This is a genomic window from Fundicoccus sp. Sow4_D5 (assembly GCF_052116365.1).
GTDB lineage: Bacteria > Bacillota > Bacilli > Lactobacillales > Aerococcaceae > Fundicoccus.
The window spans coordinates 92,804-119,591 of record NZ_JBQKLF010000010.1 but is presented as its reverse complement, the minus strand read 5'-3'; the positions used below and the strand labels follow the sequence as shown (position 1 = coordinate 119,591).

24 protein-coding genes, 1 tRNA gene, 1 pseudogene and 1 riboswitch are annotated in these 26,788 nt (G+C 39.3%); of the genes and pseudogenes, 22 read left to right on the top strand and 4 right to left on the bottom strand.

Going from position 1 to position 26,788, the window contains the following annotated elements:
• The first annotated feature begins 153 nt into the window (after nt 1–153).
• From ACTQ45_RS11285 to ACTQ45_RS11255, 7 genes and pseudogenes are all read left to right on the top strand, one after another.
• Nucleotides 154–1,944 (top strand): GmrSD restriction endonuclease domain-containing protein, encoded by a 1,791-nt coding sequence (locus tag ACTQ45_RS11285; RefSeq protein WP_153862751.1) that lies wholly within the window; start codon nt 154–156, stop codon nt 1,942–1,944.
• 441 nt (nt 1,945–2,385) lie between these two features.
• On the top strand, nt 2,386–2,832 hold the full coding sequence (locus tag ACTQ45_RS11280) for a DUF4385 domain-containing protein (RefSeq protein ID WP_441763756.1): 447 nt from the start codon (nt 2,386–2,388) through the stop codon (nt 2,830–2,832).
• Between the two features lie 71 nt (nt 2,833–2,903).
• Nucleotides 2,904–4,223 carry a DUF2254 domain-containing protein gene (locus ACTQ45_RS11275; RefSeq protein WP_441763755.1) on the top strand — a complete coding sequence of 440 codons (1,320 nt, stop codon included), beginning with the start codon at nt 2,904–2,906 and terminating at the stop codon, nt 4,221–4,223.
• Between the two features lie 98 nt (nt 4,224–4,321).
• A tRNA-Thr gene (locus ACTQ45_RS11270) sits at nt 4,322–4,394 on the top strand.
• A 177-nt stretch (nt 4,395–4,571) separates the two neighbouring features.
• Nucleotides 4,572–5,036: a phosphoribulokinase gene (locus ACTQ45_RS11265; RefSeq protein ID WP_441751270.1), complete on the top strand. Its 465-nt coding sequence runs from the start codon at nt 4,572–4,574 to the stop codon at nt 5,034–5,036.
• A 135-nt stretch (nt 5,037–5,171) separates the two neighbouring features.
• A complete protein-coding gene (locus ACTQ45_RS11260) occupies nt 5,172–5,459 on the top strand; it encodes a hypothetical protein (RefSeq protein ID WP_441751268.1) in 288 nt (95 codons plus the stop codon).
• Nucleotides 5,460–5,618: 159 nt separating this feature from the next.
• A riboswitch (cobalamin riboswitch) is annotated at nt 5,619–5,813 on the top strand.
• A 128-nt stretch (nt 5,814–5,941) separates the two neighbouring features.
• Nucleotides 5,942–6,460 (top strand): annotated as a pseudogene (locus tag ACTQ45_RS11255) (methionine ABC transporter ATP-binding protein); the annotation flags it as partial.
• 15 nt (nt 6,461–6,475) lie between these two features.
• Here ACTQ45_RS11255 and ACTQ45_RS11250 read toward each other — a convergent pair.
• Nucleotides 6,476–8,046, bottom strand: a protein-coding gene (locus ACTQ45_RS11250; protein ID WP_441751266.1) for an IS3 family transposase whose coding sequence is annotated in 2 segments (ribosomal slippage) — nt 6,476–7,398 and nt 7,398–8,046 — 1,572 coding nt in all. Because the reading frame shifts where the segments join, the coding sequence is not laid out codon by codon here.
• Between the two features lie 95 nt (nt 8,047–8,141).
• Between ACTQ45_RS11250 and ACTQ45_RS11245 the strand changes: the two genes are divergently transcribed.
• The 4 genes from ACTQ45_RS11245 (at nt 8,142) to ACTQ45_RS11230 (ending at nt 11,606) form a co-directional block, all read left to right on the top strand.
• Nucleotides 8,142–8,657 (top strand): NIL domain-containing protein, encoded by a 516-nt coding sequence (locus tag ACTQ45_RS11245; RefSeq protein WP_441751265.1) that lies wholly within the window; start codon nt 8,142–8,144, stop codon nt 8,655–8,657.
• Nucleotide 8,658: 1 nt separating this feature from the next.
• Entirely contained in the window at nt 8,659–9,360 is a 702-nt protein-coding gene (locus tag ACTQ45_RS11240) for a methionine ABC transporter permease (RefSeq protein ID WP_441751263.1), read from the top strand.
• A 56-nt stretch (nt 9,361–9,416) separates the two neighbouring features.
• Nucleotides 9,417–10,313, top strand: a complete 897-nt coding sequence (locus tag ACTQ45_RS11235; RefSeq protein WP_441763754.1) for a MetQ/NlpA family ABC transporter substrate-binding protein — start codon at nt 9,417–9,419, stop codon at nt 10,311–10,313.
• A 102-nt stretch (nt 10,314–10,415) separates the two neighbouring features.
• Nucleotides 10,416–11,606, top strand: a complete 1,191-nt coding sequence (locus ACTQ45_RS11230) for a M20 metallopeptidase family protein (RefSeq protein WP_441751259.1) — start codon at nt 10,416–10,418, stop codon at nt 11,604–11,606.
• Nucleotides 11,607–11,688: 82 nt separating this feature from the next.
• On the opposite strand, the gene citG is transcribed toward ACTQ45_RS11230, so the two are convergent.
• The 3 genes from citG to ACTQ45_RS11215 form a co-directional block, all read right to left on the bottom strand.
• Nucleotides 11,689–12,612, bottom strand: a complete 924-nt coding sequence (citG, locus tag ACTQ45_RS11225) for a triphosphoribosyl-dephospho-CoA synthase CitG (protein WP_441751257.1) — start codon at nt 12,610–12,612, stop codon at nt 11,689–11,691.
• Entirely contained in the window at nt 12,605–13,300 is a 696-nt protein-coding gene (locus ACTQ45_RS11220) for a GntR family transcriptional regulator (protein ID WP_441751255.1), read from the bottom strand. Before ACTQ45_RS11220 ends, citG begins: the two co-directional genes overlap by 8 nt.
• A gap of 427 nt (nt 13,301–13,727) precedes the next feature.
• On the bottom strand, nt 13,728–15,029 hold the full coding sequence (locus ACTQ45_RS11215) for an SLC13 family permease (RefSeq protein WP_441751253.1): 1,302 nt from the start codon (nt 15,027–15,029) through the stop codon (nt 13,728–13,730).
• A 541-nt stretch (nt 15,030–15,570) separates the two neighbouring features.
• Between ACTQ45_RS11215 and ACTQ45_RS11210 the strand changes: the two genes are divergently transcribed.
• The 11 genes from ACTQ45_RS11210 (at nt 15,571) to ACTQ45_RS11160 (ending at nt 26,170) form a co-directional block, all read left to right on the top strand.
• Nucleotides 15,571–16,974: an oxaloacetate decarboxylase subunit alpha gene (locus tag ACTQ45_RS11210; RefSeq protein ID WP_441751252.1), complete on the top strand. Its 1,404-nt coding sequence runs from the start codon at nt 15,571–15,573 to the stop codon at nt 16,972–16,974.
• Nucleotides 16,975–16,990: 16 nt separating this feature from the next.
• On the top strand, nt 16,991–17,272 hold the full coding sequence (locus ACTQ45_RS11205; protein ID WP_441751250.1) for an OadG family protein: 282 nt from the start codon (nt 16,991–16,993) through the stop codon (nt 17,270–17,272).
• Nucleotides 17,273–17,288: 16 nt separating this feature from the next.
• The gene (locus tag ACTQ45_RS11200; protein ID WP_441751248.1) at nt 17,289–17,636 is read left to right on the top strand and encodes a biotin/lipoyl-containing protein; all 348 of its coding nucleotides are present in this window, start codon (nt 17,289–17,291) and stop codon (nt 17,634–17,636) included.
• 20 nt (nt 17,637–17,656) lie between these two features.
• Entirely contained in the window at nt 17,657–18,787 is a 1,131-nt protein-coding gene (locus ACTQ45_RS11195) for a sodium ion-translocating decarboxylase subunit beta (RefSeq protein ID WP_441763753.1), read from the top strand.
• Nucleotides 18,788–19,008: 221 nt separating this feature from the next.
• Nucleotides 19,009–20,343, top strand: a complete 1,335-nt coding sequence (locus ACTQ45_RS11190; RefSeq protein ID WP_441763752.1) for a DUF1576 domain-containing protein — start codon at nt 19,009–19,011, stop codon at nt 20,341–20,343.
• Between the two features lie 169 nt (nt 20,344–20,512).
• A complete protein-coding gene (citC, locus tag ACTQ45_RS11185) occupies nt 20,513–21,493 on the top strand; it encodes a [citrate (pro-3S)-lyase] ligase (protein ID WP_441763751.1) in 981 nt (326 codons plus the stop codon).
• Between the two features lie 19 nt (nt 21,494–21,512).
• Nucleotides 21,513–21,821, top strand: a complete 309-nt coding sequence (gene citD, locus ACTQ45_RS11180; RefSeq protein WP_441751242.1) for a citrate lyase acyl carrier protein — start codon at nt 21,513–21,515, stop codon at nt 21,819–21,821.
• Complete coding sequence (citE, locus tag ACTQ45_RS11175; RefSeq protein WP_441751240.1) at nt 21,809–22,696, top strand: citrate (pro-3S)-lyase subunit beta; 888 nt, start codon at nt 21,809–21,811, stop codon at nt 22,694–22,696. Before citD ends, citE begins: the two co-directional genes overlap by 13 nt.
• A gap of 2 nt (nt 22,697–22,698) precedes the next feature.
• Entirely contained in the window at nt 22,699–24,231 is a 1,533-nt protein-coding gene (gene citF, locus ACTQ45_RS11170; RefSeq protein ID WP_441751238.1) for a citrate lyase subunit alpha, read from the top strand.
• A complete protein-coding gene (gene citX / locus ACTQ45_RS11165) occupies nt 24,224–24,766 on the top strand; it encodes a citrate lyase holo-[acyl-carrier protein] synthase (RefSeq protein ID WP_441751236.1) in 543 nt (180 codons plus the stop codon). Before citF ends, citX begins: the two co-directional genes overlap by 8 nt.
• Before the next feature lie 273 nt (nt 24,767–25,039).
• Nucleotides 25,040–26,170 (top strand): recombinase family protein, encoded by a 1,131-nt coding sequence (locus ACTQ45_RS11160; RefSeq protein WP_441763762.1) that lies wholly within the window; start codon nt 25,040–25,042, stop codon nt 26,168–26,170.
• Nucleotides 26,171–26,788 lie beyond the last annotated feature (618 nt).

The following is a 26,788-nucleotide window of genomic DNA, read 5'->3' as shown; positions in this document are numbered from 1 at the left end:
TGTGATGTGAATGAAAGTGCAATGTAAATTGAAGGTTAAACCTTATAAAAGGGAGGTTTTTAAAAAAGAGAGGCCGTTTTGAAAAATGTCCTTGACTAAGGGTCCAATTTACACAGAATAAAAGCCATTTAATCTCTTTTGGAGGAGGAAACTATGTCAAATTACAATGTTAATAATTATACGATCAGTACTTTACTGGGTTGGATAAGAGATGGTCAAGTAGCCATCCCTGAAATCCAAAGACCATTTGTGTGGAAAAAATCTAAGGTTAGGGACTTAATAGATTCTTTATTTAAAAACTACCCTGTAGGATATATTATTACTTGGAAAAATCCTGATGTAAGATTAAAGGACGGCTCCTTATCACAGGGAAAAAACATTTTAATTGATGGTCAACAAAGAGTAACAGCTTTAATGGCTGCAATTTCAGGCGAACCAGTTATTGATCATAACTATAGTAAAGGACGCATTACTATCGCTTTTAATCCAAAAACCAGAGTATTTGAAGTTTCTAATGCTGCAATTATTAAAGATGAAGCGTGGATACCTGATATTTCAGCACTATTCAAACCAGACTTTAGTCAATACCAATTCATTATGGACTACTGTGAAAAACATCCAGACGTAAATCCTGATAAATTAAATCAAAGAATTCAAAAATTGATAAATATTAAGAATAATCAAATTGGGATTATTGAATTAAACTCTGAGCTAGGGATTGATACCGTTAACCAAATATTTGTTAGGATAAATTCACAAGGAACCTCTTTAAGTCAATCTGATTTTGTGATGTCTAAAATTGCAGTAAACAATGTATATAACGGTCCTCTAATTAGAAAAACAATTGATTACTTTGCAAATGTTATTCAGACACCTTCTAACCTGCAAACGATTCTGAACAACGATAGTGAATTTACTCAATCTGATTATTTTCACTTAATCAAGTGGGTAACAAATTATGAATCTAGCGTATTTTTACCAAAATATAACGATATCATTCGAGTTATCTTTGCTGTTAAATTTAAACGGGGAAGAATGTCTGATTTAGTTAGCTTACTTTCAGGACGTAATTTTGAAACAAGAGGCTATGAAGATCGAATTATTCAAGAAACTTTTACTCTCCTTGATGAAGGGTTAAAGCAATTTTTAAATGAGATAAACTTTAAACGTTTTTGTATGATTATTAAATCTATTGGTGTAGTAGATAAAAAAATGATTACATCACAAAATAATATTAACTTTGCTTATGCATTATTTTTATTATTACGGGAAAAAGGATATGCAGACCATATTGTACAGAAAGTTGTCAGAAAGTGGTATGTGTTAGCGACACTAACTGGAAAATATTCCTCATCACCTGAATCTCAAATTGATTTCGATATAAAACGTTTTAATGAACAAGATCCTGAAGTTTATTTACATAGAACGGAACAAGGTGAATTAGGAGACTCTTACTGGGAAACGATACTGCCGGATAACTATAATACAAACAGTATAAGAAGTCCTTATTTCAATGTGTTCTTAATGGCACAAGTATTCAATAAAACAAAAGCCTTTCTATCAGATAAGATTACAGTTCAGCAGTTATTAGAGGAAAGAGGGGATCTTCACCATATTTTCCCTAAAAATTACTTAGTTAAGAATGGTTTTAAGCAGAACCAATACAATCAACTTTCAAACTATGTATATGCGGAACAGCCAATTAATATTCGAATTAGTAATCACGCACCTAAGGAATATCTCGGTCGGATTATGGAACAAATTAAAAGCGGACAACTAGAATTAGGTGAAATACAATCGATACAAAAATTGGAACAGAATTTTAAAGAGAATGCGATCCCTTTAAATCTTATAGGGATGGATATTGCTTCATATAACGACTTTCTAAATGATAGAAGACAATTAATGTCAGAAGTAGTACGTTTATACTATAATGAGTTATAATTTTTGGTAATAATTATAGAAATGATATCAAGTAAAACATGAGTTCAAAGTATTAATCACAAAACACCAAAAGGCTTGTATAAAAAAAGCAATAAAACTAACAAAAGTAAATAAAAAAATGATAATTAACATAGTATCCATTTTATAAGAATCTCAAGCCCATTCAAGTAAATCTACGGTGGCTACTTGAGGTTTTTTTGAATCGTACCAAATAGCTAATAGATTTTATTACCTATCGATGATACGGACATTCGTACCATAAATGATGATAAAATTGAAAACAATTTACAGACAAATGTTAGCGAGACCTTTACGAATCTAGCTTTTTTGTCTTCCGGTTAGGAGCAGACAAGATAGTTGCCTGGAACACAAAATTAACGTCATGTTTAGTAACAAAACTAAACAGAAAAAGTGAAATGGATCGACATGAGGGGGAATAACATGGCATTTGATTATGAACTGGATTTCGCTCAGATAAACTTCCGGGACCAGCCTGAATTGTATCGAGTGGGACGAGGAGAACAAGGGGTGCTTCTGGTAGAACCTTATAAGAGCGAGATACTACCACACTGGCGTTTTAAGACTCCGGAAATCGCTAAAGTATCTTCTGACAAAATCTACCAGCTGTTTTTGGCTTACCAGACAGCCGGTGATTTTGTCGGCATGGATATGGCTCGGAAGTTTCTTCAAATGGGCTACACTAGATCTAGACGTTACGCCAATTATAAAGGTGGCCGAAAATATGATGAAAATGGCGACATAAAAGAAAGAATACTAGACGAAGAAAAAGCAAAGTCAGCCGCTATCTTTGAAGAGAAGTGGAAAATTGTCAGGGAAGATGAGGCGTATTTAAAGTTGAAGAAGGAACATCAGAAAAAGTATGGCTAAAAAGAAGTCATTCCTATGAAGCGAATGGTATAATAGAGAAAATAATTCTATCAAGGGAGGGGTAATAGATCATGGTCAAGGCATTTCGCTTATTTTTTGAAGATAAAAGTATTTGGCTTATTTTAGGAGGGAGCGTGCTCTTTTCTTTCATTTTAGCGATTGGTGTTATCCTGCTCGACACAAGGTCGATTAATGTGTTGGACTATTTCCCGACTGTTTTTCTAACGAGCGTCAATTTGGCCAAATCAATCTTGAGCCTGCTAGCGGGCTCCCTTTTTTCAGTGGCGACCTTCACGTTTGCGACGATGTTATCGGTCATTTCGTTCTATTCTTCTAATTTCAGCCCCCGGACGGTCGAGAATTTTCTCTTGCAGAAAACATCTATGCAAACTTTGGGGATTTTTCTTGGTGGTTTTATTTACTGTCTTTCCTCTTTGTTTTTTATGCGCAATTCAGAGGATGAATATTTAGTTATTTCGGCCTCCATTGCCTTATTGTATGCCCTTGCCTGCGTTTTTTACTTTATAAAGTTTGTTTATAATGTGGCGATATCCGTACAATTGGACCATCTTGTGACGAAATTGTACAAGGAGGCCGAGTCAGTTGCGGATGAAACGATTGATTACTTTCAAGAAATGCCTTTGTTTGATCATCTTCCTCAAATAGACACGCTACACATCTTCACAGTAAATGCTAACGAGAGTGGTTATGTTGAATATATTAATTTTAATCGACTAGTTGAACTGAGCAAGGAATTCAAAGGCACCATGGTACTACATTTAAGAATAGGAGAGTTTATTTCCACAAATCAGCCGGTCGTCGACTTATACACTAACCGAAAAGTTGAAGATGAATCACAGCTCCAAGCGGCAATAAACCGCACCCTAACTTATGAAGAAAAACCTTCTTCTATGTACGATCCAAATTTTGCTCGAGCTAAATTGATTGAAGTAGCTCTGAGGGCGGTTTCGCCAGGCATAAATGATCCTAATACCGCCATTTATATCTTAAACTACAAGGCTTTGTTGGATTCAAAATTTGCCAGTATACCAGGAAGGTTTGTGGTAATGGGCGAAGACACTGATGAGACATTTTCTTCGGGAGGTAACGTGATTTATGATTTCAATAATTTTCCAAAAGACTTATATGAAAGTTATTGGCAATTAATTCACTATATGAAGCAAGATATTTCTGGAGTGGTGGCACTGTTTGACTCTTTGTTGACAGTTGCTTATTCTGCACATCCGAAGAAGCTAAACTATATTAAGGATTACAGTAATTATCTGTTTAATCTAACGAGTCCCAATTTTACGGAAAGACTAGATATTCAAAATATCGAGGAACGCCAACAACGTATTCTAGGGATTAACCATCCTGAGTTAGAGGAATGAGCTTGAAACTGAAAACTAGCTGTGTTATTTTTCACTAAGACCTTTACATTTTGGCTGAAAGGTTTATTATATTCTTTGTAGTTCAAAACACAAAGAATGCCGGTTTAGCTCAGTTGGTAGAGCATCGCACTCGTAACGCGGAGGCCGTAGGTTCGATCCCTATAGCCGGCATCACATTAATTTAGAAGGTACATCGAGGTTTAAAACCTGAGATGTACCTTTTTCTGTCTAGTATTTCCCAAAACCAAATCGTCACACATCCATCAGTAAACTTGCAGGAGAAGAAGATGTCGCATTATAATGGAACAACCGTAAAGTAAATCCTAGTCAAAAAAAGAAAGTGAAAAATTGGAAGCAATAGTACAGAAAATCTTAGAGAAACTGAATCATCAAACATATGCTGCCAAAATGACAGCTTGTCACCCGCAAGCCCACCATTTGCCAGCTTTAAAACGAGACATTCAAATGATTCGAAATGGACTAGATTTTTATACCATCGAAACGGAGTATATGGCTAGCTCTTTAATTTCATCAAGCTATCCAATTAGTTTCATCGAGGGCATGAGCATTACATTTTTAGAGTTAGGCTTATTTGATCTATCGATTTATCTATACTGTGATAGCGAAACAGAGCTCAGAAGAAGGGAAAATCGTGATGTCATAGAGCGGGGCGTCAAACTGACTGATTTAAAAGAGTTCCACCCACAGCGGCGAATTCAGTATGAACGGTTTATGCACCCTTACAGCGAACACTTTGATGTCGTGATAAACACGTCTAACAACAATTTTGTGTTAGAAAAATTTGAGGTCTAGTGGTCAAGGTCATATGGTTGTGAAAAGGCAATTCCAACGCGCGATAAAACGTTACGGTGTCTGACACTATACTTTGAGTTAAAGGAATAGAATCAGAATGAATTTTTGCAGTCAAATAAAGTTGGGAGGATAAGCATGATGAGCAATAAAAGTGAGAAAATCAATCCAAAAAGCATCAAGCAAAAGAAAATAGAAGTAGTGGATGGCTACACAATCAAGTACCATGCAAGTGGCGAGACCATCTGGTCAAAAGGCAAAATAGTTGACGACCAACCAGAAGGCTATTGGGAATGGTACCGCATTGATGGCACCATTAAGCGTTCAGGCTACTTTGAAAAAGGAGACCCGGTGGGCGAATGGATTACCTATGATAGCAAAGGTGAACCATATAAAATCACCCAACGTGAAAAAAAGCGAGGCTGAAAGTTTATTCCAGCTCTCTTTCTATGTAAGACAATCTGTCTAATTGTGCTATTAACCTTACTTTATAGAAATCTAAATAACCTATGATTAGCTTAATGAATATGTTGCAATACTACATGTAGTGTTAATGGGTTTAAAATATAGTGTTACAATACAATATATAGTGCCTAATTATTTGGCGGCATCGCAATGCCTTAAAAGGGAATCCAGTTGAAAGCTGGAGCTGCCCCCGCAACTGTTAGTGTGGACGAATCAGTAAACCACTGTATCACCTAGCTGTAGGTTAGGAATACGGGAAGGGCTGTAGTAGGACGAAGCATGAGCCAGGAGACCTGCCAAATAATTTAGTTTCTATTTTTCGGGGATGGAAAAGAAGAAACGATGGAATTCTAATACAGACTCTCTATCGTTTTTTTGCCGTTCATCCATAGATGAGCGGTTTTTATTTGTAAGTAAATGCAGTATTTAGAGGAGGTACATATGTGATTGAATTACGTGATATAGATGTGATTTTTCATGACGATGATCGTGTCGTCACAGCGGTGAAAGATGTTTCGATGGCAGTCGAACAAGGCGAGATCTTTGGAATTGTTGGTTATAGTGGTGCGGGGAAAAGTACGTTAGTGCGGACGATTAACTTGTTACAAAGACCAACTAAAGGAACAGTCAATGTCAATGGACAGAATTTAATGGAGTTAGCACCTAAAGATTTAAGGGAAGCTCGTAAGAAAATTGGGATGATTTTTCAACATTTTAACTTAATGGAATCACGCACGATTTTTGAAAATGTCGCTTTCCCATTAAAAGGCAGCGGATTGAATAAGAAAGAAGTGGCTGCGAAAGTAGCTGAATTGCTCAGCTTAGTTGGTTTGAAAGAAAAAACCGATAATTTCCCTAGCCAATTATCAGGAGGTCAAAAGCAACGGGTTGCGATAGCGCGTGCCCTCGCCAATGATCCAGATGTCCTGTTGTGTGATGAAGCAACAAGCGCCTTGGACCCTGTAATAAAATAAAATTTAAGCTGCAACCTGATTCCGAAACTCCAATGGTGTCAGGTTGTTTAATTTAGATTGGAATCGTGTTTCGTTATAAAACCTGATGTAACTATCGATAGCTTCTACTAATTTTTCATAAGTCAGAAACTTTTTTAAATGGTAACATTCACATTTAAAATGGCTAAAGAAGCTTTCAATAGGCGCATTATCTAACACTTCACCTGTACGCGACATACTCCTAATATATCCTTGTTGTGTCGTAAATTGACGATATTCACCAGAAGTATATTGACTACCGCGATCGCTATGAATTAAAATGCCTGTTTCAGGTGCAACCTGAATTGCTTGATTTAAGGTATCCATCACTAAAACGGTATCATTTTTTAAGCTCACTTGATAGGCAATAATTGAGCCATCATAAAGGTCCTTTATTACACTTAGATACGCTTTCTGACTCATACCAAAGAAGAGATGAGTAATATCTGTGACCCATTTTTCATTGGGTCTATCTGCGCTAAATTCACGATTCAGTCGGTTGGGTTCTATATTACGATAACTCGCTTGAGCACTATACCCCTTTGCGCGGCGAATATGGGACTTCAAGCCCATTAATTGCATTAAGCGGCGAATCCTTTTCAAACTATAATTTCTTGAGTGATAACGATTAATATGTATCTGTACACGACGATAGCCAAAAATCCCCTCATATAATTGGAAGACCCATTCGATTTCAGCCATTAGCCAGGCATTTTCTTGATCTAGTACGGTTTCTTCACGATTTAGCCACTTATAGTAGCCGGAACGTGACACCTCTAATAAATTGCATAATAGGGTAATGGTACAGCCTGTTTCTTCGTGATGCATCTGAATCGCTTTAAACTTAGAATCGTTTCTTACTGCTGTGGCGGTTACCGCCTCCTTTCGATTTCTTTCAACTTTTTTATTAGACCATTCTCTGCTTCTAAATAGGTATTACGACGCTCCAACTCTTTGATTCTCAGTTGAAGAATCTCTTGTTCACTCAGCTTGGATTTCGACTCTAACGTACGGCCACGTCGATCAATTAATGCATCGGGGCCATGCGCTTGATATTTGCGAACCCATTGATAAACTTGCGAATAAGAAACGTTGTACAAATCAGCCATCTTCTGATAATTTTTATCTTCTGCCAGACAGTGTTGTGCAATTTCCAATCGTTCCTGGTGTGTTGTTTTACGCGCTTTAGTCATCGTCGATCTCCCTTTACTAATAGATTTTAAATCCTCACCATTAGTATACTGTTTAATCCACGTTCTTAACACTGAACCATCAGAGATGCCATATTTTTCACAGCATGCCTGTGAACTAAGGTGACCGAATAAATAAGCTTGAACAGCAGCATATTTAAGTTCGTTCGAATAATTCTTATGTGATTTAGATACTTTCAACCCTTCTAAGCCATCCAGTTGATATTTTCTAACCCAAGCTTCTATCGTTAAGGGATCGACTAAGTAGTCTCGTGCGACTTGACTGTAACTATGATATTCTTCAGTAACACGTCGAACTGCACTAACACGCTCCTCCAATGTATGTTTAGTTGTTCTTCCTGACATAGAAATAGCCCCCTATAAAAGTAGTAGAGTTTTTTTATTTCTCTGTCTACTTTATAGAGAGCATAGCAAAAACAATCAGTTCGATTCTCGATTTATTGAGAGAATTAAACGAAAAACTAGGTCTAACGATTGTCATTATTACGCATGAAATGTCAGTAGTAAAAGACTTATGCCATAAAGTGGCGGTCATGGAAGATGGTCGTATTCTGGAGCAAGGTACCATTATTGATATTTTCACCCAGCCAAAAGAACAACTAACAAAAGAGTTTATTGATACTGCAACCCATTTTGACCAAGAATTGGCTACCGTTTTACAACATCCAGAAACGCAGCAATTAAATCGCGATGGGATTCTCGCTCGCTTGAGTTATGTTGGGGTTAGCACAACCCAACCCTTAATCGCTACCTTGGTGAAAGACTTCGATGTGACGGTCAACATTATTTATGGTCATGTTGAAATTTTACAAAATACACCGGTTGGAAATTTACTAGTAGCTTTCTCCGGTGACAGCAATAATATCAAGCGGAGTGTCGCTTACTTACGTGAAAATAGCGTAACGGTCGATTCAGTCAGCGAACTGCTTGAAGAATACGTGACAAAGGAGGGATAACATGACACAACTCATTTTAAGTTTTAATAGTTTCATGGAAGAATGGCTGCCACACGCTTGGCCGCTACGTGATGGTTTTATCGAAGCGACCTGGGAAACATTGTATATGCTCGGTTTGACTATTGTGGCTGGGGGTACACTCGGCTTGATCTTAGGGGTGATTATTACAGTTACGGGACCTAATGGTATTTTACCCAATCAGGCGGTTTTTAAAATATTGGATGCTTTAATCAACGTCTTTCGTTCGATTCCATTCATCATTCTCTTAGCCTTATTAGTTAACGTGACTCGGCTCATAGTCGGCACGACCATTGGAGCAACAGCTGCTACGGTCCCGATTGTCATCGGAACGATTCCTTTCTTCGCCCGCCAAGTGGAGATTGCCCTCTTGGAAGTGGATCCCGGTGTGGTCGAAGCAGCTCAAGCGATGGGTTCAAGCCCATTTGATATCATTTACCGCGTTTATTTACGCGAAGGTTTGCCAGCACTTTTACGGGTGAGCGCCTCAACGGTAATCAACGTAATTGGTTTAACGGCCATGGCTGGTGCAGTTGGCGGGGGCGGCTTGGGAACGATGGCAATTGCCAGAGGATACCAACGTAGTCGAATGGACGTCATACTTGTTTCCACGGTTTTAATTTTAATTATTGTTTTCGTTAGTCAACTGATTTTTAACTGGTTGATTCGTAAAGTTGAACACTGACCATCAGCAATGCTATTGATTAATAACACTAAAACAACTAAAAAGGGGAAATTATAATGAAAAACTGGATTAAAAAATTAGGCGTAACGACATTAGCAGCAGGATTATTAGCAGGCTTCGGTGCAACGAGCGCTTTAGCACAAGAAACCGTAACCGTCGGAATCGTATCTGGACCAGCTGAAGAAATTTGGCAAATTGTGGTCGATGCAGCCGCTAAAGAAGATATCACGGTTGAATTAGAACTGTTCACCGACTATAACCAACCCAACGTTGCCTTACAAAATGGCTCATTAGACTTGAACGCGTTCCAACACGTAGCCTTTTTAGAAGACTGGAATGCTTCTAATGATGGTACATTGGCACCTTTAGGGTTCACCTTTGTATCGCCGATGGGTACTTACTCTGAAAAAATCAGCTCATTGGACGAGTTGCAAGATGGCGATGTAGTCGCGATTCCCAATGACCCAACTAATGGCGGTCGTGCGATTCTAGCGTTAGAAATCGCCGGTGTGATTGAAGTGGATGATGCAGTGGGCGCTCTAGCGACTACTGAAGACATTACTGATAACCCATTAAACTTACAATTTGAAGAATTAGATGCGGCTCAATTAGCAGTTGTCTTACCAGATGTGGCTACTGCTATCATCAACACCAACTTCGCAACTGATGCTGGTCTTTCATTGAAAGAAGCTATTTTCGTTGATGCAGATTATCCAGACCAATTAAATGAATTGTACAAAAATGTCATTGCTGCAACTGAAGAAACAAAAGACAACGAAACCTTGATCCGGATTGTAGAACTTTACCAAACAGAGGAAGTCGCTCAAGCTATTTATGACTTATCAAACGGTGGAGACAAGCCAATCTGGGAAGGCGCACCTGTTTTTGGTGATGACGCAGAAGAGTCTGATGCTAACGCTGAGGATGCAGAATCAGAAGAAGATGCTGAATAATTAACTGTAACTCAAAAGCAAAGCGGTCGGTCAACTTATGTGTTGACCGACTTTGCTTTTCTTATTGAATGGACGACGTGATAAGAGAAAGAAGGGTATCGAATGAAGCACCTTTTACCTGACATTTTAGCTTTGACTCCCCAACTAAGCGAGTGGCGACGCCATTTCCATCAAAATCCTGAACCGAGTCTTAAAGAATATGAAACAGCTGCCACGATTCAATCGATTCTTAACAAACTGGATATTTCGTTTGAAACAATAGGTGAGACAGGGACTTTAGCCAAAATCATTGGCACTCAAGTTGATGCTAATGAAACGCAACGCCAACGCAGTCTACTCTTACGGGCAGATATCGATGCGCTCGAAGTGCCGGATTTAAAAGAAACAGACTATTCTTCAAAGAAAGCCGGCCTTAATCATGCTTGTGGCCACGATGCTCACACGGCAGCACTATTAGGCGCCGCCAAGTATTTAAAGGATAACCGTCATACCTTTGGAGGTACGGTGCTACTAGCCTTTCAACAAGCAGAAGAAATTGGTGCCGGGGCACGCCAATTCGTTGACAGTGGCTTAATCGATGGAGTCGACGAAGTAGTCGGACTTCACGTCGATCCCAATGTTCCTCTGGGGAAAATTGAAGCCATCGCGGGCCCGCAAAATGCTTCCTGTGATATTTTTACGATTGAAGTTGCAGGGGTAAATGCTCATGCGGCTCAACCCCACCGCGGTGTCGATGCTTTAGTAGTGGGAGCAAATATTGTCACTGAAATCCAACATATTGTTTCCCGCCAAGTGGATCCTTTAGATCCTGTTGTAATTGGTATCGGCCGTTTTGAAGCGGGGACACGCTACAATGTTGTGGCTGATCGTGCCTATATTCAAGGCACAATCCGAGCGATGACTCACGACACACGAAACCGCATGATTGCGAAAGTAGAAGCAGTTGCCTGTTTGACTGCCCAAATTCACGGTGCGACGGTGACGTTCGAGAATTATTCGGCAGCCTTGCCCGTCATTAACAACGAAGTCCAAGCAAAACGCGGTGCAAGAGTTGCAGCAGAATTTCTTGGCGGTAGTCAACACGTGATTACCTCTAAATTGCCAAGCATGGTAGCCGATGATTTCGCTGATTTATTGACCCTAGCTCCAGGACTATATGGTCGCGTAGGGGTGAACAGTTCCCAGGAAACCTCTTACGGCTTGCATCACAATCAATTTGACCTCGATGAGCGTGCCTTACCGATCATGGTCAACTTCCATGTAGCTTATGCACTGGATTACTTGAATTCTTAAGATATGAAATATGAGAAAGAGGCCGGACAAATTGTCCTGGCCTCTTTTAGTTCAATCTTAGGTGAAGCAGAAAATCACTCTTTCACAATGAGACATGCTTCAAGCAAGAAGTAGAATCCCCAAAATTCGTGATAAAACCTTCCAAGTAGGCCAAGTAAAAGCCAAGTGAAAGTAAATCAGCCGTTCCACCAGGACTTAAATGACGGTCCCTCATCACTTGATCGTAATTGACTAACTCAGCATGTAAAGTTTCCGTGTCAAAGTTGGCCTGATGAAGCTCTTTTGTCTCGCCTTTTACTTGCAGCCAAGCATCGTAACCGCCTCGGTGAAGGATATTACCATCTTCTACTTCACTCATCAGTAAAAGCATCCCACGTAAAAACTGCGTCTCAACCGCTTCATCAGTTGTTTTTTGCTCGCGCAAAAAGGGCATTAAAACTTCACGTAGCGCTGGATAACCAGCGGAAGCTTCCCCGCGTATACCGGTGAGTCCTTTTTCCAAGAATAACTTTTCGCCGTAGGAGAGTTTTGTTTTCAGATGTAAGTTTGAGAAATCCTTGTCCACTAAATTGCGCGTCATCTGCTGGACAATTTGAAAAATGCCATCAATGTCTTGTAGAGAAAAAACTAAGCCCGGTTCTTGATTTAAATAGTAACCCGTAGCTCCCAAAATAACTGCGAAAGAAAAATTAGCCCCCTTATGTGTGTTAATCCCTTTAGTTGCTAACAGCATCGCTTTTTCGGCACATACTCCAACATCGCGGACTTGTATGAACAGTTCTTCTAAGTCTCCCTGATGTTCAAAACCTAATGTTACATAGTCTGAAAAGAAGGGAGTTAAAGCAACGATACTATCGCAGAATGTTTGATAGTTCATGTCATGGTGCGAGCCACTGTTATAGCGGTCGACTAGACCAGGTTTAGGGGATAAGTTTAATTCACAATAAAGTGCTTGGATAGCAGCATCTGCAACGTATTTGATTAATGTTTGAGAATTTCTAGTCAATATGACGTTGCTCCATTTCTTGGATAATAAATTGGAGCGAACGATCGAGGTGATCATGAACCATCAAGGTAATAGATTCGATGTCGTTATTTCTCATACCTTTCAATATGAGCCAATGTTCTTCTAAGGCGATGTGGCGTCTAGCTGAGGAGCGAATTGCGACATCACGAAAATAAACGAGATAGGTTTGCAGCTCCGTTACAATTTGTCTTAAGCGTAGCATTTCTGATTTATCGTAAATAAAAGAATTAAAATCAGAGAAATTTTGCAACACTTCATCGACGCGGTCCTCTTTATTTAGTTTTTCGCCGTAAGTCAATAAAGTTTCGAGTGCTTGATAGTCATCTGCCGTCATATTTTGCATCGCTTTTACTGTGGCTAATGTATCGAGCGATTTGCGGATGTCATAAATTTCATAGGCATCTTTCATCTTGATTCCTTTAACGACCGTTCCAATTCCTAGTTGATGTTCAACCAAATTTTCTTGCGTCAGTTCTTTTAAAGCATAACGAATGGGGGTACGGCTAATATTTAAGACATCAGCTAATTCCATTTCATTTATACGCATACCTGCCGGAATATCACCTAAAATGATTGTTTTTCTTAGGGCTTGGTAGACGGATTCTTTCAACGATTTGTTCTGACTCAAGTCTAAATTATTTTTGATACTTTCAAATATATTAGTCATTATCATAAACGCTCCTTTATTGCTGGCCTAACTAATTGACGACTAAATCAGTTTCTTTAATAACTACGTGAACAGTTTCAACTAAGTGACGAAGTAGGAATATAGGGAGAAAGGGGGATTTAAAGGACGGTAATGTCCAGTCGCCTTTGTATTTTTCCGAGCTCGGGATGGGTAGATACGGTGATTAAATAAAACAAGCGAAATATACTTGCATTTATTATAACGTAATTATTGTGGCTTAGATATAGCAATGAACCACTCTTCAGTCATTGGAAAGAAGGTCTCACTAGCAAAAAAATCAGTCTAATCAGTTATAAAAGAAATAAAAAAATCGATAAGAATAGGTTGATGAAAAGCATTTGCTTTTCATCAACCTATTCTGTCGAATGCTATCTATGGATTGTTATTTTACATGAACTGAGATCAATTAGAACTGGACAACACCTAATAAAGTAGCTAAGACAAGCGTTACAATACTTGAAGCCCACATAATAGGTAGGTTAGCTTTAATATGCTCACCAATCGTTGTACCCGCTAAGGAAACCCCAACATAGTTAGCTGCCACAGTTGGGCTGATGTAAGTACCGTAAGTACCTGTAATCAAGAAGGTTGCTGCTACTACTTCTGGTGAAATGCCAAATGGTTCTACAATTCCGATTACAATCGGTAATAAGGCGAAGTAGAAAGCATCAGTTCCAAGAACCATCATTAATGGTACTGAGAATAGAGCTAGGAACCAGTGGGTATGTGGTGCGATAGCTTCAGGTAAAGCGTTGATGACCATCGTTGCCATTGCTTCAACCATGCCTGAGTTTTCGATTACCCCGATAAAGATTCCGACAGCGAATAAGGTCATTGTCATAACAATTGCGTTGGTACCGTATTCTTTGATTTTACCGTTTTGTTCTTTAACAGATTTAAAGTTACCTAAAATCGCGAAAGCATAAGCAACCATGAAGATAAAGTGCATTGGTAAACCAATGTCGATGAATAAGAGTGCTAACATTACAAGAGTAACTGCTAAGTTATACATGAAAAGGCCTTTACTTGTTTTAGGCTCTTGTGTTACATCGCCCGCAATATCTGCAAGGTTAAGTTCACTACCTAAAGTAGTACCACCAATTCTTTTGCGTTTAGAACTAATCACAGCAATTACAATCGCTATGATGAACATCACGGCAACAGCTGGAAAGATGAAAGCGTATAAATCAAACACTTCTACTTGAGCAACTGATGCTGCACGAATGGTAGGTCCACCCCAAGGAATGATATTCATCGCAGCCATTAAACCAACAATAGTTCCTAAAAAGACTTCCGGTCTTACGCCTAAACGATCCATAATTGGTTTGAAAGCTGGAATTGCAATAAGGTAAGTAGAAGCTCCACTACCATCTAAGTGGGCCACAGCTGCAACGGCAATGACTGCAAGGAAAATTGCTGTAATTTTATTTCCGACTTTACTGATAACAAAATCGACTAAAGGGTCAAATAATCCTTGTTCAGACATTAAAGTAAAGAATGAAATTGAGAAAAGGAACAGAACCGCTGTATTTAAAATGGAACCTAATCCTTCACTGACATACAGACTAATATCCGCAATGTTTGCACCAGTGAGAATGGCGGCAATCAATGGTAAAACAATAAAAGCCATCGGTGGAGACATCTTCTCGGCGATCAACACATACATTAAAATAATAATTAACACAAAACCTATAATAGCTATATTCATAATATCCTCCTAATTTTACATACATTCTAGTTATTTTATATAATAAATACATTTTGTCAGACTAAATAGCTGAAACGGTTTACTTTCAAATACAACCCTACCCTCACTTTCTAAAAACTGATTTATTTTCAATTTCATCTGTTCAAAAAATCACACAATAAACAACGTAAGCATACTCAATAATGTCACAACTTGCCATATGTAAATTGAAAAAAACAGTAAAAAAACCACGCGAGCATTGCTCATAAAATAGTAATATTGAACAATTCCAAGATTACGCAATAAAGTAACCGATTACAATAGAAATTTATAAAAGTACAGCAAAAGAACACCGACCAATACCTTACCAAACTAATATCCTCATCTTTTAGAGCTTAGACCCGTCTTATTTCTATTAAGGTACATCTCCATGAAGTTTGAGTTGATGTGTTTTTAAGGTGTTTTTCCATCGAGTTTCATTGACTATCTTTGAATCATTCAAGTATGATGACTAAAGAGATTATATTTATCAATACGAGAATTTGGAGGTAAATAAAAACATATGAATTCACAAAAGAAAATCCAGATGACAGAAACTGTTTTAAGAGATGGGCATCAAAGTTTAATGGCTACGAGAATGTCGACAAGTGATATGTTGCCAATCATTGAACAAATGGATCTGGTAGGTTATGAAGCTCTAGAGTGTTGGGGTGGCGCAACTTATGATGCAGCCATTCGTTTTTTGAAAGAAGATCCATGGGAACGACTCCGTGAAATCAAAAAACGGGCCAAACATACTAAGTTACAAATGTTATTGCGTGGTCAAAATTTAATTGGTTACCGCCATTATGCTGATGATGTAGTAGAGTCCTTTGTAGCAAAAGCGGCTGAAGCAGGTATTGATGTATTTAGAATTTTCGATGCGTTAAACGATGTGCGTAACCTCGAAACATCAGTGAAAGCTGTTAAAAAAGCTGGCAAACATGCTCAATTAGCGATTTGTTACACAATCAGCCCAGTTCATACGATGGAATATTTTCAAGAACTTGCTTTAACGCTAATCGATATGGGGGCCGACTCTATTTGTATTAAAGACATGGCCGGTATTATGACACCTAAAGTAGCAAAGGATTTAGTGACGAACTTAAAGAAAGTTATCACGGTGCCCTTGAATATCCATACACATGCGACAAGTGGAACGGCAGAAATGACTTATTTAGCCGCTGCAGAAGCAGGAGCAGACATTATCGATTGTGCGATTTCACCTTTCTCGGGTGGAACGAGTCAACCAGCTTCCGAAACGATGGCCTTTGTATTGAATGAATACGGTTATGAGTTGTCCGTCGACCTTAAAAAAATGGAAGATATTGCCGACTACTTTAAACCAATTCGTGATAAATATGTGGCATCAGACGTCTTTGACCGCAAAATGCTCGAGACAGAACCAAAAACACTACTTTATCAAGTGCCAGGTGGCATGTTGTCTAACTTATATTCACAGTTAAAACAAGCAAATGCAGTTGACAAGTATGAAAGTGTTTTAAGAGAAGTACCAAAAGTACGCCAAGATTTAGGCTACCCACCACTGGTGACACCTTTAAGTCAAATGGTCGGAACACAAGCTTCCTTTAATATTTTGGTCAATGAACGTTACAAAATCGTTCCAAATGAAATCAAAGATTACGTACATGGCAAATATGGAACGCCTCCAGGAACGATTGATCCTGAGGTTCAACAAAAAATCATTGGTGATGATGAAGTACTAACAGTTCGTCCGGCTGATTTACTAGAAGCAGAGATGCCAAGCTTGAAAGCAGAGTTAGGCGATTTAGCGAAGACCGAAGAAGATATTTTAACATATGCTTTATTCCCTCAAGTTGGTTTAACTTATCTGAAAGAAAAGTATGCGCCAAAAGAAACTAAACCCACAAATGGAATTACTAGAATCTCAGTAAGAACGTTATGAGAAAGGAGAGCCCAATTTGACAGATTTCACAATTATCGACGGTGTCTATCTGATGATTGTCGCGATGACGACCGTCTTTCTGATACTAGCCAGCTTAGGAGTATTACTTACCCTCATAGGCAAGCTAGTCGACAAGTATATACCCGTACCTGCCAAAACACCCTTGCCAGCAGCACCCGTAGCTAGTGCACCCGTAACACAAACAGAAGCGCAAGGTTTACCACCAGAAAAAGTGGCTTTGCTCATGAGTATTATTTTTGAAAAAAAAGCACAAGAAATTAAAACAAAGAAAATATAATTGGAGGCTTTAACAAATGAAGAATCAATACGAAGTAGAAATCGATGGAACATTATACCGTGTCACAGTAGAAGAAATTAGTCAGTCCGAAAAAAGTCAAGTTGCACCTGCCCCTGCAGCCGTACCTGCTCCAGCAGCTCCAGCTTCAACAAGTGGCTTACAGGTCAACTCGCCAATGGCAGGTAACATCTTTAAAGTGCTTGCAAGACCAGGTCAACAAGTTAAAAAAGGTGAGGCGGTTATTATTTTAGAAGCCATGAAGATGGAAAATGAAATCATTGCACCAGAAGACGGTACCATTAGCGAGATTCTTGTTACCGAAGGACAAGCTGTCGAATCTGATGATGTCCTTTTCAGCTTATAATTATGAGGGGGCATTAAAATATGCTACAAGTTTTTAATGAATTAATCCAATCGTCTGGGATTGCCAATATAACATTTGGTGAAATCACTATGATTGGAATTGCACTTGTTTTCTTATATTTGTCAATCAAAAAAGGCTATGAGCCTTATCTGCTAATCCCAATTGCCTTTGGAATGTTATTAGTTAACTTACCTTTAGGTGGGTTAATGAGCGAACCTACGAGTGCTTCAGATGGTGGCTTACTCTACTACTTATACCAAGGAGTAGACTTAGGGATTTATCCGCCCTTAATTTTCCTCTGTTTAGGTGCATCGACTGATTTTGGTCCTTTACTAGCCAATCCTAAAACCCTTTTATTAGGTGGAGCGGCGCAATTTGGTATCTTTTTCGCATTCTTTGGTGCAATCGCATTAGGGATGACACCGGAAGAAGCTTCATCCATTGGTATTATTGGGGGAGCGGATGGACCGACGGCGATTTATACGACCACTCAACTAGCTCCGCATCTATTACCGGCGATTGCTCTAGCAGCCTATTCTTATATGGCGCTAGTGCCGATTATCCAACCGCCCATTATGCGTTTCTTAACGACAGATGAAGAACGTCGTGTAGTAATGAAACAAGTACGTGTCGTGTCTAAAGTCGAAAAGATTTTATTCCCAATTGTAACGACGCTATTCGTCAGCTTATTAATTCCGTCGGCAACTACTTTAATCGGAATGTTAATGTTAGGTAACTTAATCAAAGAAAGCGGTCAAGTACCTAAAATTACAGAAACTTTACAAAATTCCTTTATGTATACCATCACGATTATTTTAGGGATCACAGTAGGAGCAAAAGCCACAGCGGATATCTTTTTATCAACGACAACGCTTACCATTATCATCTTAGGGCTAGTTGCTTTTGCGGTTGGAACAGCTTCTGGCGTTCTACTAGGTAAACTTATGTATAAATTGACGAACGGTAAAATTAATCCATTAATTGGTGCAGCTGGCGTTTCGGCTGTTCCGATGTCAGCACGTGTGGTGCAAAAAGAAGGATCAAAATATAATCCGAATAATTATCTTTTAATGCATGCTATGGGACCAAACGTTGCTGGAGTAATCGGTTCTGCAGTAGCGGCAGGTGTCTTGCTTTCTTTCTTCGGTTAACCTATTTTTGATCATTTCAATACCTCTTTCTTGTAGGCCAAGCTACGAGCAAAGAGGTATTTTTTCATCAAATCATTCTGCCAATTAAGTTTAATCATTAAGCCCAAAACACTAAAGGAACAATCACTTCATAGATAATCATGAAAGCGTATGCTAGGATATTAACAACTAGATAAATTTGAATTAACGTTATAGCTAAACTGTTCAAAAGGAGTGGATTTATGAGTGTTTTTAACTTAGGCAAAGATAGCAAGAAAAAACCAGAAATAAGCCAAACTAGTATTTACCGACTCTTTATTTTAATGGCGTGTTACTTAGGATTAGTAGCTTTGCTGTTTAATTCTCCCAGTGAAATCTTAAATGGTCAATTGAAAATTTTAACTTCACCTTCTAACTTAATTACGGATTATTTTGCGCTAGTTGGAGTAGGGCCAACTTTATTCAACTCAGCTTTAATGTTGATTCATGCCTTAATCGTTGTGAAACTAACTCGCGCAGAAATCAACGGTCCGATTTTGGCCGCAATTCTTACGGTAGCTGGTTTTTCGTTGTTTGGAAAGAATTTATATAATTCAATGCCGATTGTCATAGGAGCTTTTGCTTATGCCAAACTGACTCTAATACCGTCTAAACGCTCCTTATTGGCAGCTTTATTTGGAACGGCGCTCGGACCATTGGTCAGTGAGATTACATTTAACATGAATTTGCCGATTTTATTTGGTGTTTTTTTTGGGTGTTTGGCTGGTTTTTTGGCTGGCTTTATGTTGCCACCAATAGCCCAACATGCGATTAGTTTTACGAAAGGCTTCAGCTTATACAATGTTGGCTTCACATGTGGCTTAATCGGGACACTTTTCACTTCAGTTTTACGCGCTATGGGAAATGAAATCGAACCAGTCACCCTTTATTCATCGGGATATAACTTACATTTCGGGATCATCTTATGTTTTCTGTTTTCTCTGATGCTATTGTACGGATTATCGCTTAATTCATGGAGCTTTCATGGTTACGGTAGGTTATTACAACATTCAGGTCAGTTAACGGACGATTTTATGGAAGAGGAGGGCTTTAGTTTGGCGCTCATCAATATGTCGCTGCTCGGTTTCATTAGCGTTGCCTATCCGATTGCTTTAGGCGGCCAATTGAATGGTCCAGTAATTGGTGGCATCTTGACTGTTGTCGGCTTTGGTGCTTTCGGAAAACACCCTCGAAATGTTATACCAGTTTTAATGGGAGTGACTTTAATGGGCTACGTAAATAGCTTTGACATGTCATTGACTAGTGTTATTATTGCCGGTTTGTTTGGGACAACGGTTGCCCCGATCGCTGGTCGATATGGTGTGTTGATAGGTATTTTGGCGGGGGCAATACATTTTACCATTGTCGGTAATACTTCTTATTTACATGGTGGTATTAACTTATACAATAATGGCTTTGCCGGTGGAATCGTGGCTGCAATTATGATTCCTCTATTAGAAGCGGTGGATTACCATCATAAACTCAAGAAAGTGCGTGAAGGAGTCAATCCAGCTGATGTAATCCAAACGGAAGATTAAGAGCGGTTTGTAAGTAAGTACCATTGGCAAAACAGTAAAAGAACATAGAGATTGTCCAAATAGGCTACAACTTTTGCTATTTGTCTTTATAATAATAGTCAGAAGCGATTGAAGAGTAATTCTTGCGTCTTAGTACAGGGAGGTGAAAGTTATCTATACATTAAAAAGAATGTGGCTTGATCGCGACAAACAGGCTTATGAAAAATGGCTTAGTTTGATGCATCGATCGGATTTAGTTGAAGGAGAAGAAGTGGATTACACTGTCGGAATTTTTGATGGTGACACTTTGGCCGCCACCGGTTCTTACCACCGCAACATCATTAAATACCTTATCGTGTGCGAACCTTATCAAGCCGAAAACTTGCTAGCAAAGATTTTGAACCATTTATTGGAGCAGATGCGATCAGATGGGTATTCACAATTTTTCGTTTATACAAAACCGACTAATGCGATTATCTTTAAGTCCTTAGGCTTCAAAAGCGTAATCGAAATCGACGAGCTTCTTTTTATGGAACTAGGTACCCCTAATTTCAGTCATTATTTGGAACTTCTTCAAGACCATAAGCAATCAGGTCGAGGGAGTGCCATCGTGATGAATGCGAATCCCTTTACTAAAGGACACCAATATTTAGTCGAAATTGCGGCACAAAGTAGTGACCAAGTTTACGTCTTCGTTTTATCTGAAGATCGATCTGAATTTTCAACTGCTGATCGGATGGCAATGGTTAAACTGGGGATAAACCATTTAGAAAATGTCACTGTTTTACCGACTAGAGACTATATGGTATCTTCAGCAACTTTTCCTTCCTATTTTCTAAAAGAAAAAGCCCAGATGACACTTGCTAAAACTCAAGCTACCTTAGATGCGACCTTATTCAAAATGAGAATTGCGCCGGTCTTAGATATTAAGACGCGTTTTGTAGGAGAAGAACCATTTTCTCCGGTGACCGATGTGTACAATCAAGCGATGCAAACTGTGTTCGCTGATGAACTTGCATTGAAAATCATACCGAGACTGGCTGTCAATGACCAAACGATTAGTGCAACTAGAGTAAGAGAAGCTATCGAGGAGCAAAATAAATCGCTACTGTTAGAATTTTTGCCAGAAACAACGTATCAATATTTAAAAAAACTACAGAGAATATCATAAATAATATGGGGTGAAATGAGTGGAACTTATCAAACATGCAGTAGCAGGTACGGTTGAATCAAGCGATATTATGGTTACCGTAGAACCAACGAATCAGCAAGCAATTACCATTGATTTAGATAGTAGCGTTGAAAAACAATTCGGCAAGCAAATTCGTGCTGTGATTCAAGAAACACTTAATAAATTAGGTGTTCAAGCCGCCAAAATTACAGCCATCGACAAAGGTGCCTTAGATTGTACCATCCAAGCGCGTGTCATTACAGCGGTCTATCGCTCAGCAGGTAAAGAAAATTACGATTGGAAGGAGATCAGTTCATGGAACGCTTAAGAAGAACAATGATGTTTGTGCCGGGTGCTAATCCAGCTATGCTTCGCGACGCCCCTTTATACGGAGCTGACTCCATTATGTTTGACTTGGAAGATGCTGTATCCTTAAAAGAAAAGGATTCCGCACGTCTTTTAGTTCATAACGCGTTAAAAACGGTCGACTTCAGTGCCACCGAAACGGTTGTCCGTATTAATGCCTTAGAAGATGGTGGTGACCAAGATATCGAAGCGGTTGTAACGGCCGGTGTGAACGTGGTCCGCTTACCAAAAACGGAACGTGCGGAAGACATCGTCGAAGTAGCAAAAGTCATCACCGACGTGGAAGAAAGATACGGTATCGAAGTGGGTCGGACGAAAATGATGGCTGCTATTGAGTCGGCTGAAGGGGTGATGAATGCCCGCGAAATCGCTCTAGCATCTGACCGTTTAATCGGGATTGCATTAGGAGCCGAAGACTATGTGACTAACATGAAAACCAGACGTTACCCCAATGGCCAAGAGCTGTTTTTTGCTCGGAACATGATCTTGCATGCAGCTCGCATTGCAGGCATTGCGGCAATCGACACAGTTTACTCAGACGTTGAGAATACTGAAGGTTTCCAAGCGGAAGTAACTTTAATTAAACAACTAGGTTTCGATGGCAAGTCTGTCATTAACCCGCGTCAAATTCCATTAGTTAATGCAATCTATGCACCAACTGAAAAAGAAATTCAAAATGCGAAAGAAGTTATTTGGGGCATTCGTGAAGCAGAAGCAAAAGGTTCAGGCGTTATTTCAGTCAACGGTAAAATGGTTGATAAGCCAATTGTTGAACGAGCCGAACGCGTGATTGCTTTAGCTAAGGCAGCTAAGTTAATAACAGAGGAGGATATTTAAGTATGGTTAAAAATAATGTAGGACGCGATATCCCTCAAGAACATGCTGATCAATACGGGGTTTATGACGATTTATTTACGAATGTTAAACCTTACACAGAATCAAGCCGTCAATTGAAACCAATTAAACCAGGCGAAACAAAATTATTAGGCAGTCTACGTGAAGCGATTGAAAAAACAGGCTTAAAAGACGGCATGACCATTTCCTTCCACCATCACTTTCGTGAAGGAGACTATGTAATTAACATGGTAATGGAAGAAATAGCAAATATGGGTATCAAAAACTTAAAAATTGCACCGAGTTCGATTGCCAATGTGCATGAACCATTGATTGAACACATCAAAAATGGTGTTGTAACTGACATCACGTCAAGTGGCTTACGTGATAAATTAGGTGCAGCTATTTCGGAAGGAATCATGGAGAATCCGGTAGTCATTCGCTCACACGGTGGACGTGCCCGCGCAATAGCAGCCGACGATATTCACATTGACGTAGCATTTTTGGGAGCACCAAGCTCAGATGAATACGGCAATGCTAATGGAACCCGCGGTAAAGCAGTTTGTGGTTCTCTAGGTTACGCTATGATTGATGCAAAATATGCTGACCAAGTGGTGATTATTACTGATACATTAGTGTCATATCCAAACTCACCCATTAGTATTCCCCAAACTGATGTCGACTATGTAGTCGAAGTAGATGCCATCGGCGATCCCGCCGGTATTGCTAAAGGAGCCACTCGTTTCACGACGAATCCGAAAGAATTGTTAATCGCTGAATATGCCAATGAAGTGATTACTAAGTCTCCTTATTACAAAGAAGGTTTCTCTGTTCAAACGGGTACAGGTGGGGCAGCTCTAGCCGTTGCACGTTACTTACGTGAGTCCATGTTGAAAGACGACATCAAAGCAAGTTTTGCTTTAGGTGGGATTACAAATCAAATGGTAGAACTACTCGAAGCTGGTCTCGTTGAGAAATTACTCGATGTTCAAGACTTTGATGCCTTATCAGGTCAATCATTAGGTCGAAATGAAAATCACATCGAAATCGATGCTAATTTCTATGCATCGCCATTAAGCAAAGGGTCAGCAATCAACCAATTAGACATGGTAATCTTATCTGCCTTGGAAATCGACACAAATTATAACGTCAATGTCATGACCGGTTCTGACGGAGTCATCCGTGGTGCTTCCGGCGGACATAGTGATACCAGTGCCGCCAGCAAAATGAGTTTAGTCATCTCACCGCTGATTCGTGGACGTATCCCGACAATCGTCGACGAAGTAAATACGATTATCACACCTGGAGCCAGTGTGGACGTCGTTGTAACAGAAATTGGCATCGCGATTAACCCGAACCGTCAGGATTTACTAGAGCATTTTAAATCAATCGATATTCCGCAATTCACCATTCAAGAATTGAAAGAAAGAGCTTACGCCGTGGTGGGAACGCCAGAACCAATTGAGTATGGTGATAAGGTTGTTGCCTTAATCGAATACCGTGATGGCACGATTATCGATGTGGTACGTAATGTCTAATTCTGTTTTTGATGGACCAGCCGTCGAATTAATGAGTCTGTTAGATGCCCGCGAAGCTCGCGTTGCCATGCAGCGAACACTGCTACACGAACATCCAACCGATGTGATGTTGTCAGCTACGATGAACATTCCTGGAGCAGTCAAAACATCCGAAGTGATTCTGGAAGTGTTTGCGACTGTGATTGAAGCAGTTGAAAGAGCACTGTCGGATATAACCGTCACCGCTCAGGTATACCGTGATTTACCGACGGGTCCTGAATATTACTTAACTTTGCCCTTGACGTCAGTTGAATTGAAACAGCGCATGATTCAACTCGAACAAAACCATCCATGGGGACGACTGCTTGATTTAGACGTCCTCTGGTTAAAGGATGGGGAGTTGACTAGTGTCAGCCGTAAAACTTTAGCTTTACCGCCGCGAACTTGCTTTATATGCGACGAAAATGCCAAAGAATGTGGACGCTCGAGACGTCACAGCATCCCCGCCATGCGCCAAGCTATCGGCGACTTAATCGACCGGGGACGCGCAGTATAATGAATATCAACCTTATTTTCACCCAAACAGAACCCCCTCACTTTTTACTAGAGTGAGGGGGTTCTGTTTTTGGGGTTGATTTAGGATGACCAGGATTTAGTTCATTAGAAATAAGGGTGAGAGGATAGGTTGGCCAAACTATGCAAGACCAGTTGTAATGGTTTGAAAGGCTTCAATAATTTCATTAGGAAGAAGTTCAGTTGGATGTGTTTTATTGTAATTCACAATAAATTCAAGCCGGCCAGCCATTCTTTCGCGTAAAAATGTGAGGTAATCTGGATCCTCGAAAGGAAAATACTTGTCATTGAACCAAAGGAAGCTAAAGTAGTTAAACTTATATTTCAGAAGTACTTGGGCGGGGACGGGTATCGTGCTATAGCTAACAGTTTAAACAAAATGGGCTACAGAACGATTAAAGGTAATCCGTTTAGCATTACGGCAGTTAAAGACATTCTTTACAATCCTACTTATTCAGGAAAGATACGTTATAATCGACACGTAGATTGGGAATTAAAACGACGAAAGGGTTATAATCCTAACTACATTCTTGTTGATGGACCACATGAGCCTATCATAGATAAAGAGTTTTTTCAAAAGGTACAAGATCGACTTAAACTAGAAAGTAAACAACCTAAGTGGAACCACAGAGGGGAAAATTTACTAACTGGCTTACTGAAATGCCCAGAATGCGAGGCGGCTATGAATGCATCTAACACAACAAACACATTAAAAGATGGAACGAAGAAAAGGATACATTACTATTCTTGTGGAAAATTCCGTCAGCAAGGATCAAGTGTATGTCATGCAAACTCCATACGTGCTGACAAGGCTGAACCTTTTGTTTTGGAGAGACTCAGTGAGGTGATACAGGTACCAGAGATACTAAGTAACGTTGTAAGTGAGTTAAATAAACAAATACAGACACAGAGAAAACCATGGGAAAGAGAACTACAGCAACTTGGTGCTGATCTAGTGGAGACACAGAAAAAACTCGAAAAGTGGGAAGATTTAATTAAAGTTTCACCAGAGTTGAGGGTTGACTTAAACGATAGAATCCATCAGCTTGAGATGGAGTGTGTAAATAATAGAAAACGTACACAAGAGCTAGTGCAAATTTTACATACAGAGGGCTATAGCATTAAACTAAGTGATGCTAAAAAAGTTATGGGATTAGTTACTCAGCTGCTTGAAGATTCAGACTCTAAAGCAGCTAAAAAAGCTATTTTAAGGACTTTTGTTGATAAGATAACCGTTGATAAAGATTCTAAGTCCAATTATAAAATTTATATGAAGTTCGATGATGCTGTAATAGCTAAGTTAAATGAACAAATGAAAAAAGAGTCAACAGCTGGAAATGCTGTTGGCTCTTTTTCTGTAGCCACGCCACTTGAAATTGTAATCTGAATACATTAAATAACGACTCTAATGTGGAGTTAGACCGAAAAGAAGTAACAGAACTCGTCCCAACATATAAGTCACTTAGCTAGAATTAAGAACAAGATTCGATGGATGGATCTTGTTCTTTTTCTTATGTTACTGTAGCTAGTGCCGATTTTACAATTTCTGTTATGATATAGGTATCACTAATGTAGCGATTAATAAACCGCAGTTACGATTGGTACGCACATAGTTATCATAAATGATGATCTATATGGGTAGATAAGATGCCTACTTAATGCCTCTCTATCCTCTAAAATCATCGGGGGTTCGGGGGTCATTAGATAGTCGTATTCAAAGTTTATGAGCCAGTAGATGGGAATTCGAGACAAGTTCATCAATCTAAAAATAAATTAGAGTGTTATAGGAAAATCTATGAGCTCTGCTTTAGTTGCTTTAATGCCAATATTTGGGGGTTATTGTTTGTAAATGATTATCGTAATTACAGTCATTTTAGAGATCGTATCTTACTCGCAAGTTGCTTATAAGAATCTGAACCCAAGAAAAAAAGATCAAGCAACCAGTATAGTCGCTTGATCTTGATAATATTCTTCTTCAACCTTATTTGACAATGAGGTATTTATT

What these genes read in the sequence shown, in the direction of transcription:
- citE (WP_441751240.1), top strand. Translation starts at nt 21,809, where the DNA reads ATGGAACGCTTAAGAAGAACAATGATGTTTGTGCCGGGTGCTAATCCA.
- ACTQ45_RS11190 (WP_441763752.1), top strand. Translation starts at nt 19,009, where the DNA reads ATGAGTGTTTTTAACTTAGGCAAAGATAGCAAGAAAAAACCAGAAATA.
- ACTQ45_RS11275 (WP_441763755.1), top strand. Translation starts at nt 2,904, where the DNA reads ATGGTCAAGGCATTTCGCTTATTTTTTGAAGATAAAAGTATTTGGCTT.
- ACTQ45_RS11200 (WP_441751248.1), top strand. Translation starts at nt 17,289, where the DNA reads ATGAAGAATCAATACGAAGTAGAAATCGATGGAACATTATACCGTGTC.
- ACTQ45_RS11260 (WP_441751268.1), top strand. Translation starts at nt 5,172, where the DNA reads ATGATGAGCAATAAAAGTGAGAAAATCAATCCAAAAAGCATCAAGCAA.
- citX (WP_441751236.1), top strand. Translation starts at nt 24,224, where the DNA reads ATGTCTAATTCTGTTTTTGATGGACCAGCCGTCGAATTAATGAGTCTG.
- ACTQ45_RS11230 (WP_441751259.1), top strand. Translation starts at nt 10,416, where the DNA reads ATGAAGCACCTTTTACCTGACATTTTAGCTTTGACTCCCCAACTAAGC.
- ACTQ45_RS11195 (WP_441763753.1), top strand. Translation starts at nt 17,657, where the DNA reads ATGCTACAAGTTTTTAATGAATTAATCCAATCGTCTGGGATTGCCAAT.
- ACTQ45_RS11210 (WP_441751252.1), top strand. Translation starts at nt 15,571, where the DNA reads ATGAATTCACAAAAGAAAATCCAGATGACAGAAACTGTTTTAAGAGAT.
- citC (WP_441763751.1), top strand. Translation starts at nt 20,513, where the DNA reads ATGTGGCTTGATCGCGACAAACAGGCTTATGAAAAATGGCTTAGTTTG.
- ACTQ45_RS11220 (WP_441751255.1), bottom strand. Translation starts at nt 13,300, where the DNA reads ATGACTAATATATTTGAAAGTATCAAAAATAATTTAGACTTGAGTCAG.
- citF (WP_441751238.1), top strand. Translation starts at nt 22,699, where the DNA reads ATGGTTAAAAATAATGTAGGACGCGATATCCCTCAAGAACATGCTGAT.
- ACTQ45_RS11240 (WP_441751263.1), top strand. Translation starts at nt 8,659, where the DNA reads ATGACACAACTCATTTTAAGTTTTAATAGTTTCATGGAAGAATGGCTG.
- ACTQ45_RS11285 (WP_153862751.1), top strand. Translation starts at nt 154, where the DNA reads ATGTCAAATTACAATGTTAATAATTATACGATCAGTACTTTACTGGGT.
- ACTQ45_RS11235 (WP_441763754.1), top strand. Translation starts at nt 9,417, where the DNA reads ATGAAAAACTGGATTAAAAAATTAGGCGTAACGACATTAGCAGCAGGA.
- ACTQ45_RS11215 (WP_441751253.1), bottom strand. Translation starts at nt 15,029, where the DNA reads ATGAATATAGCTATTATAGGTTTTGTGTTAATTATTATTTTAATGTAT.
- ACTQ45_RS11280 (WP_441763756.1), top strand. Translation starts at nt 2,386, where the DNA reads ATGGCATTTGATTATGAACTGGATTTCGCTCAGATAAACTTCCGGGAC.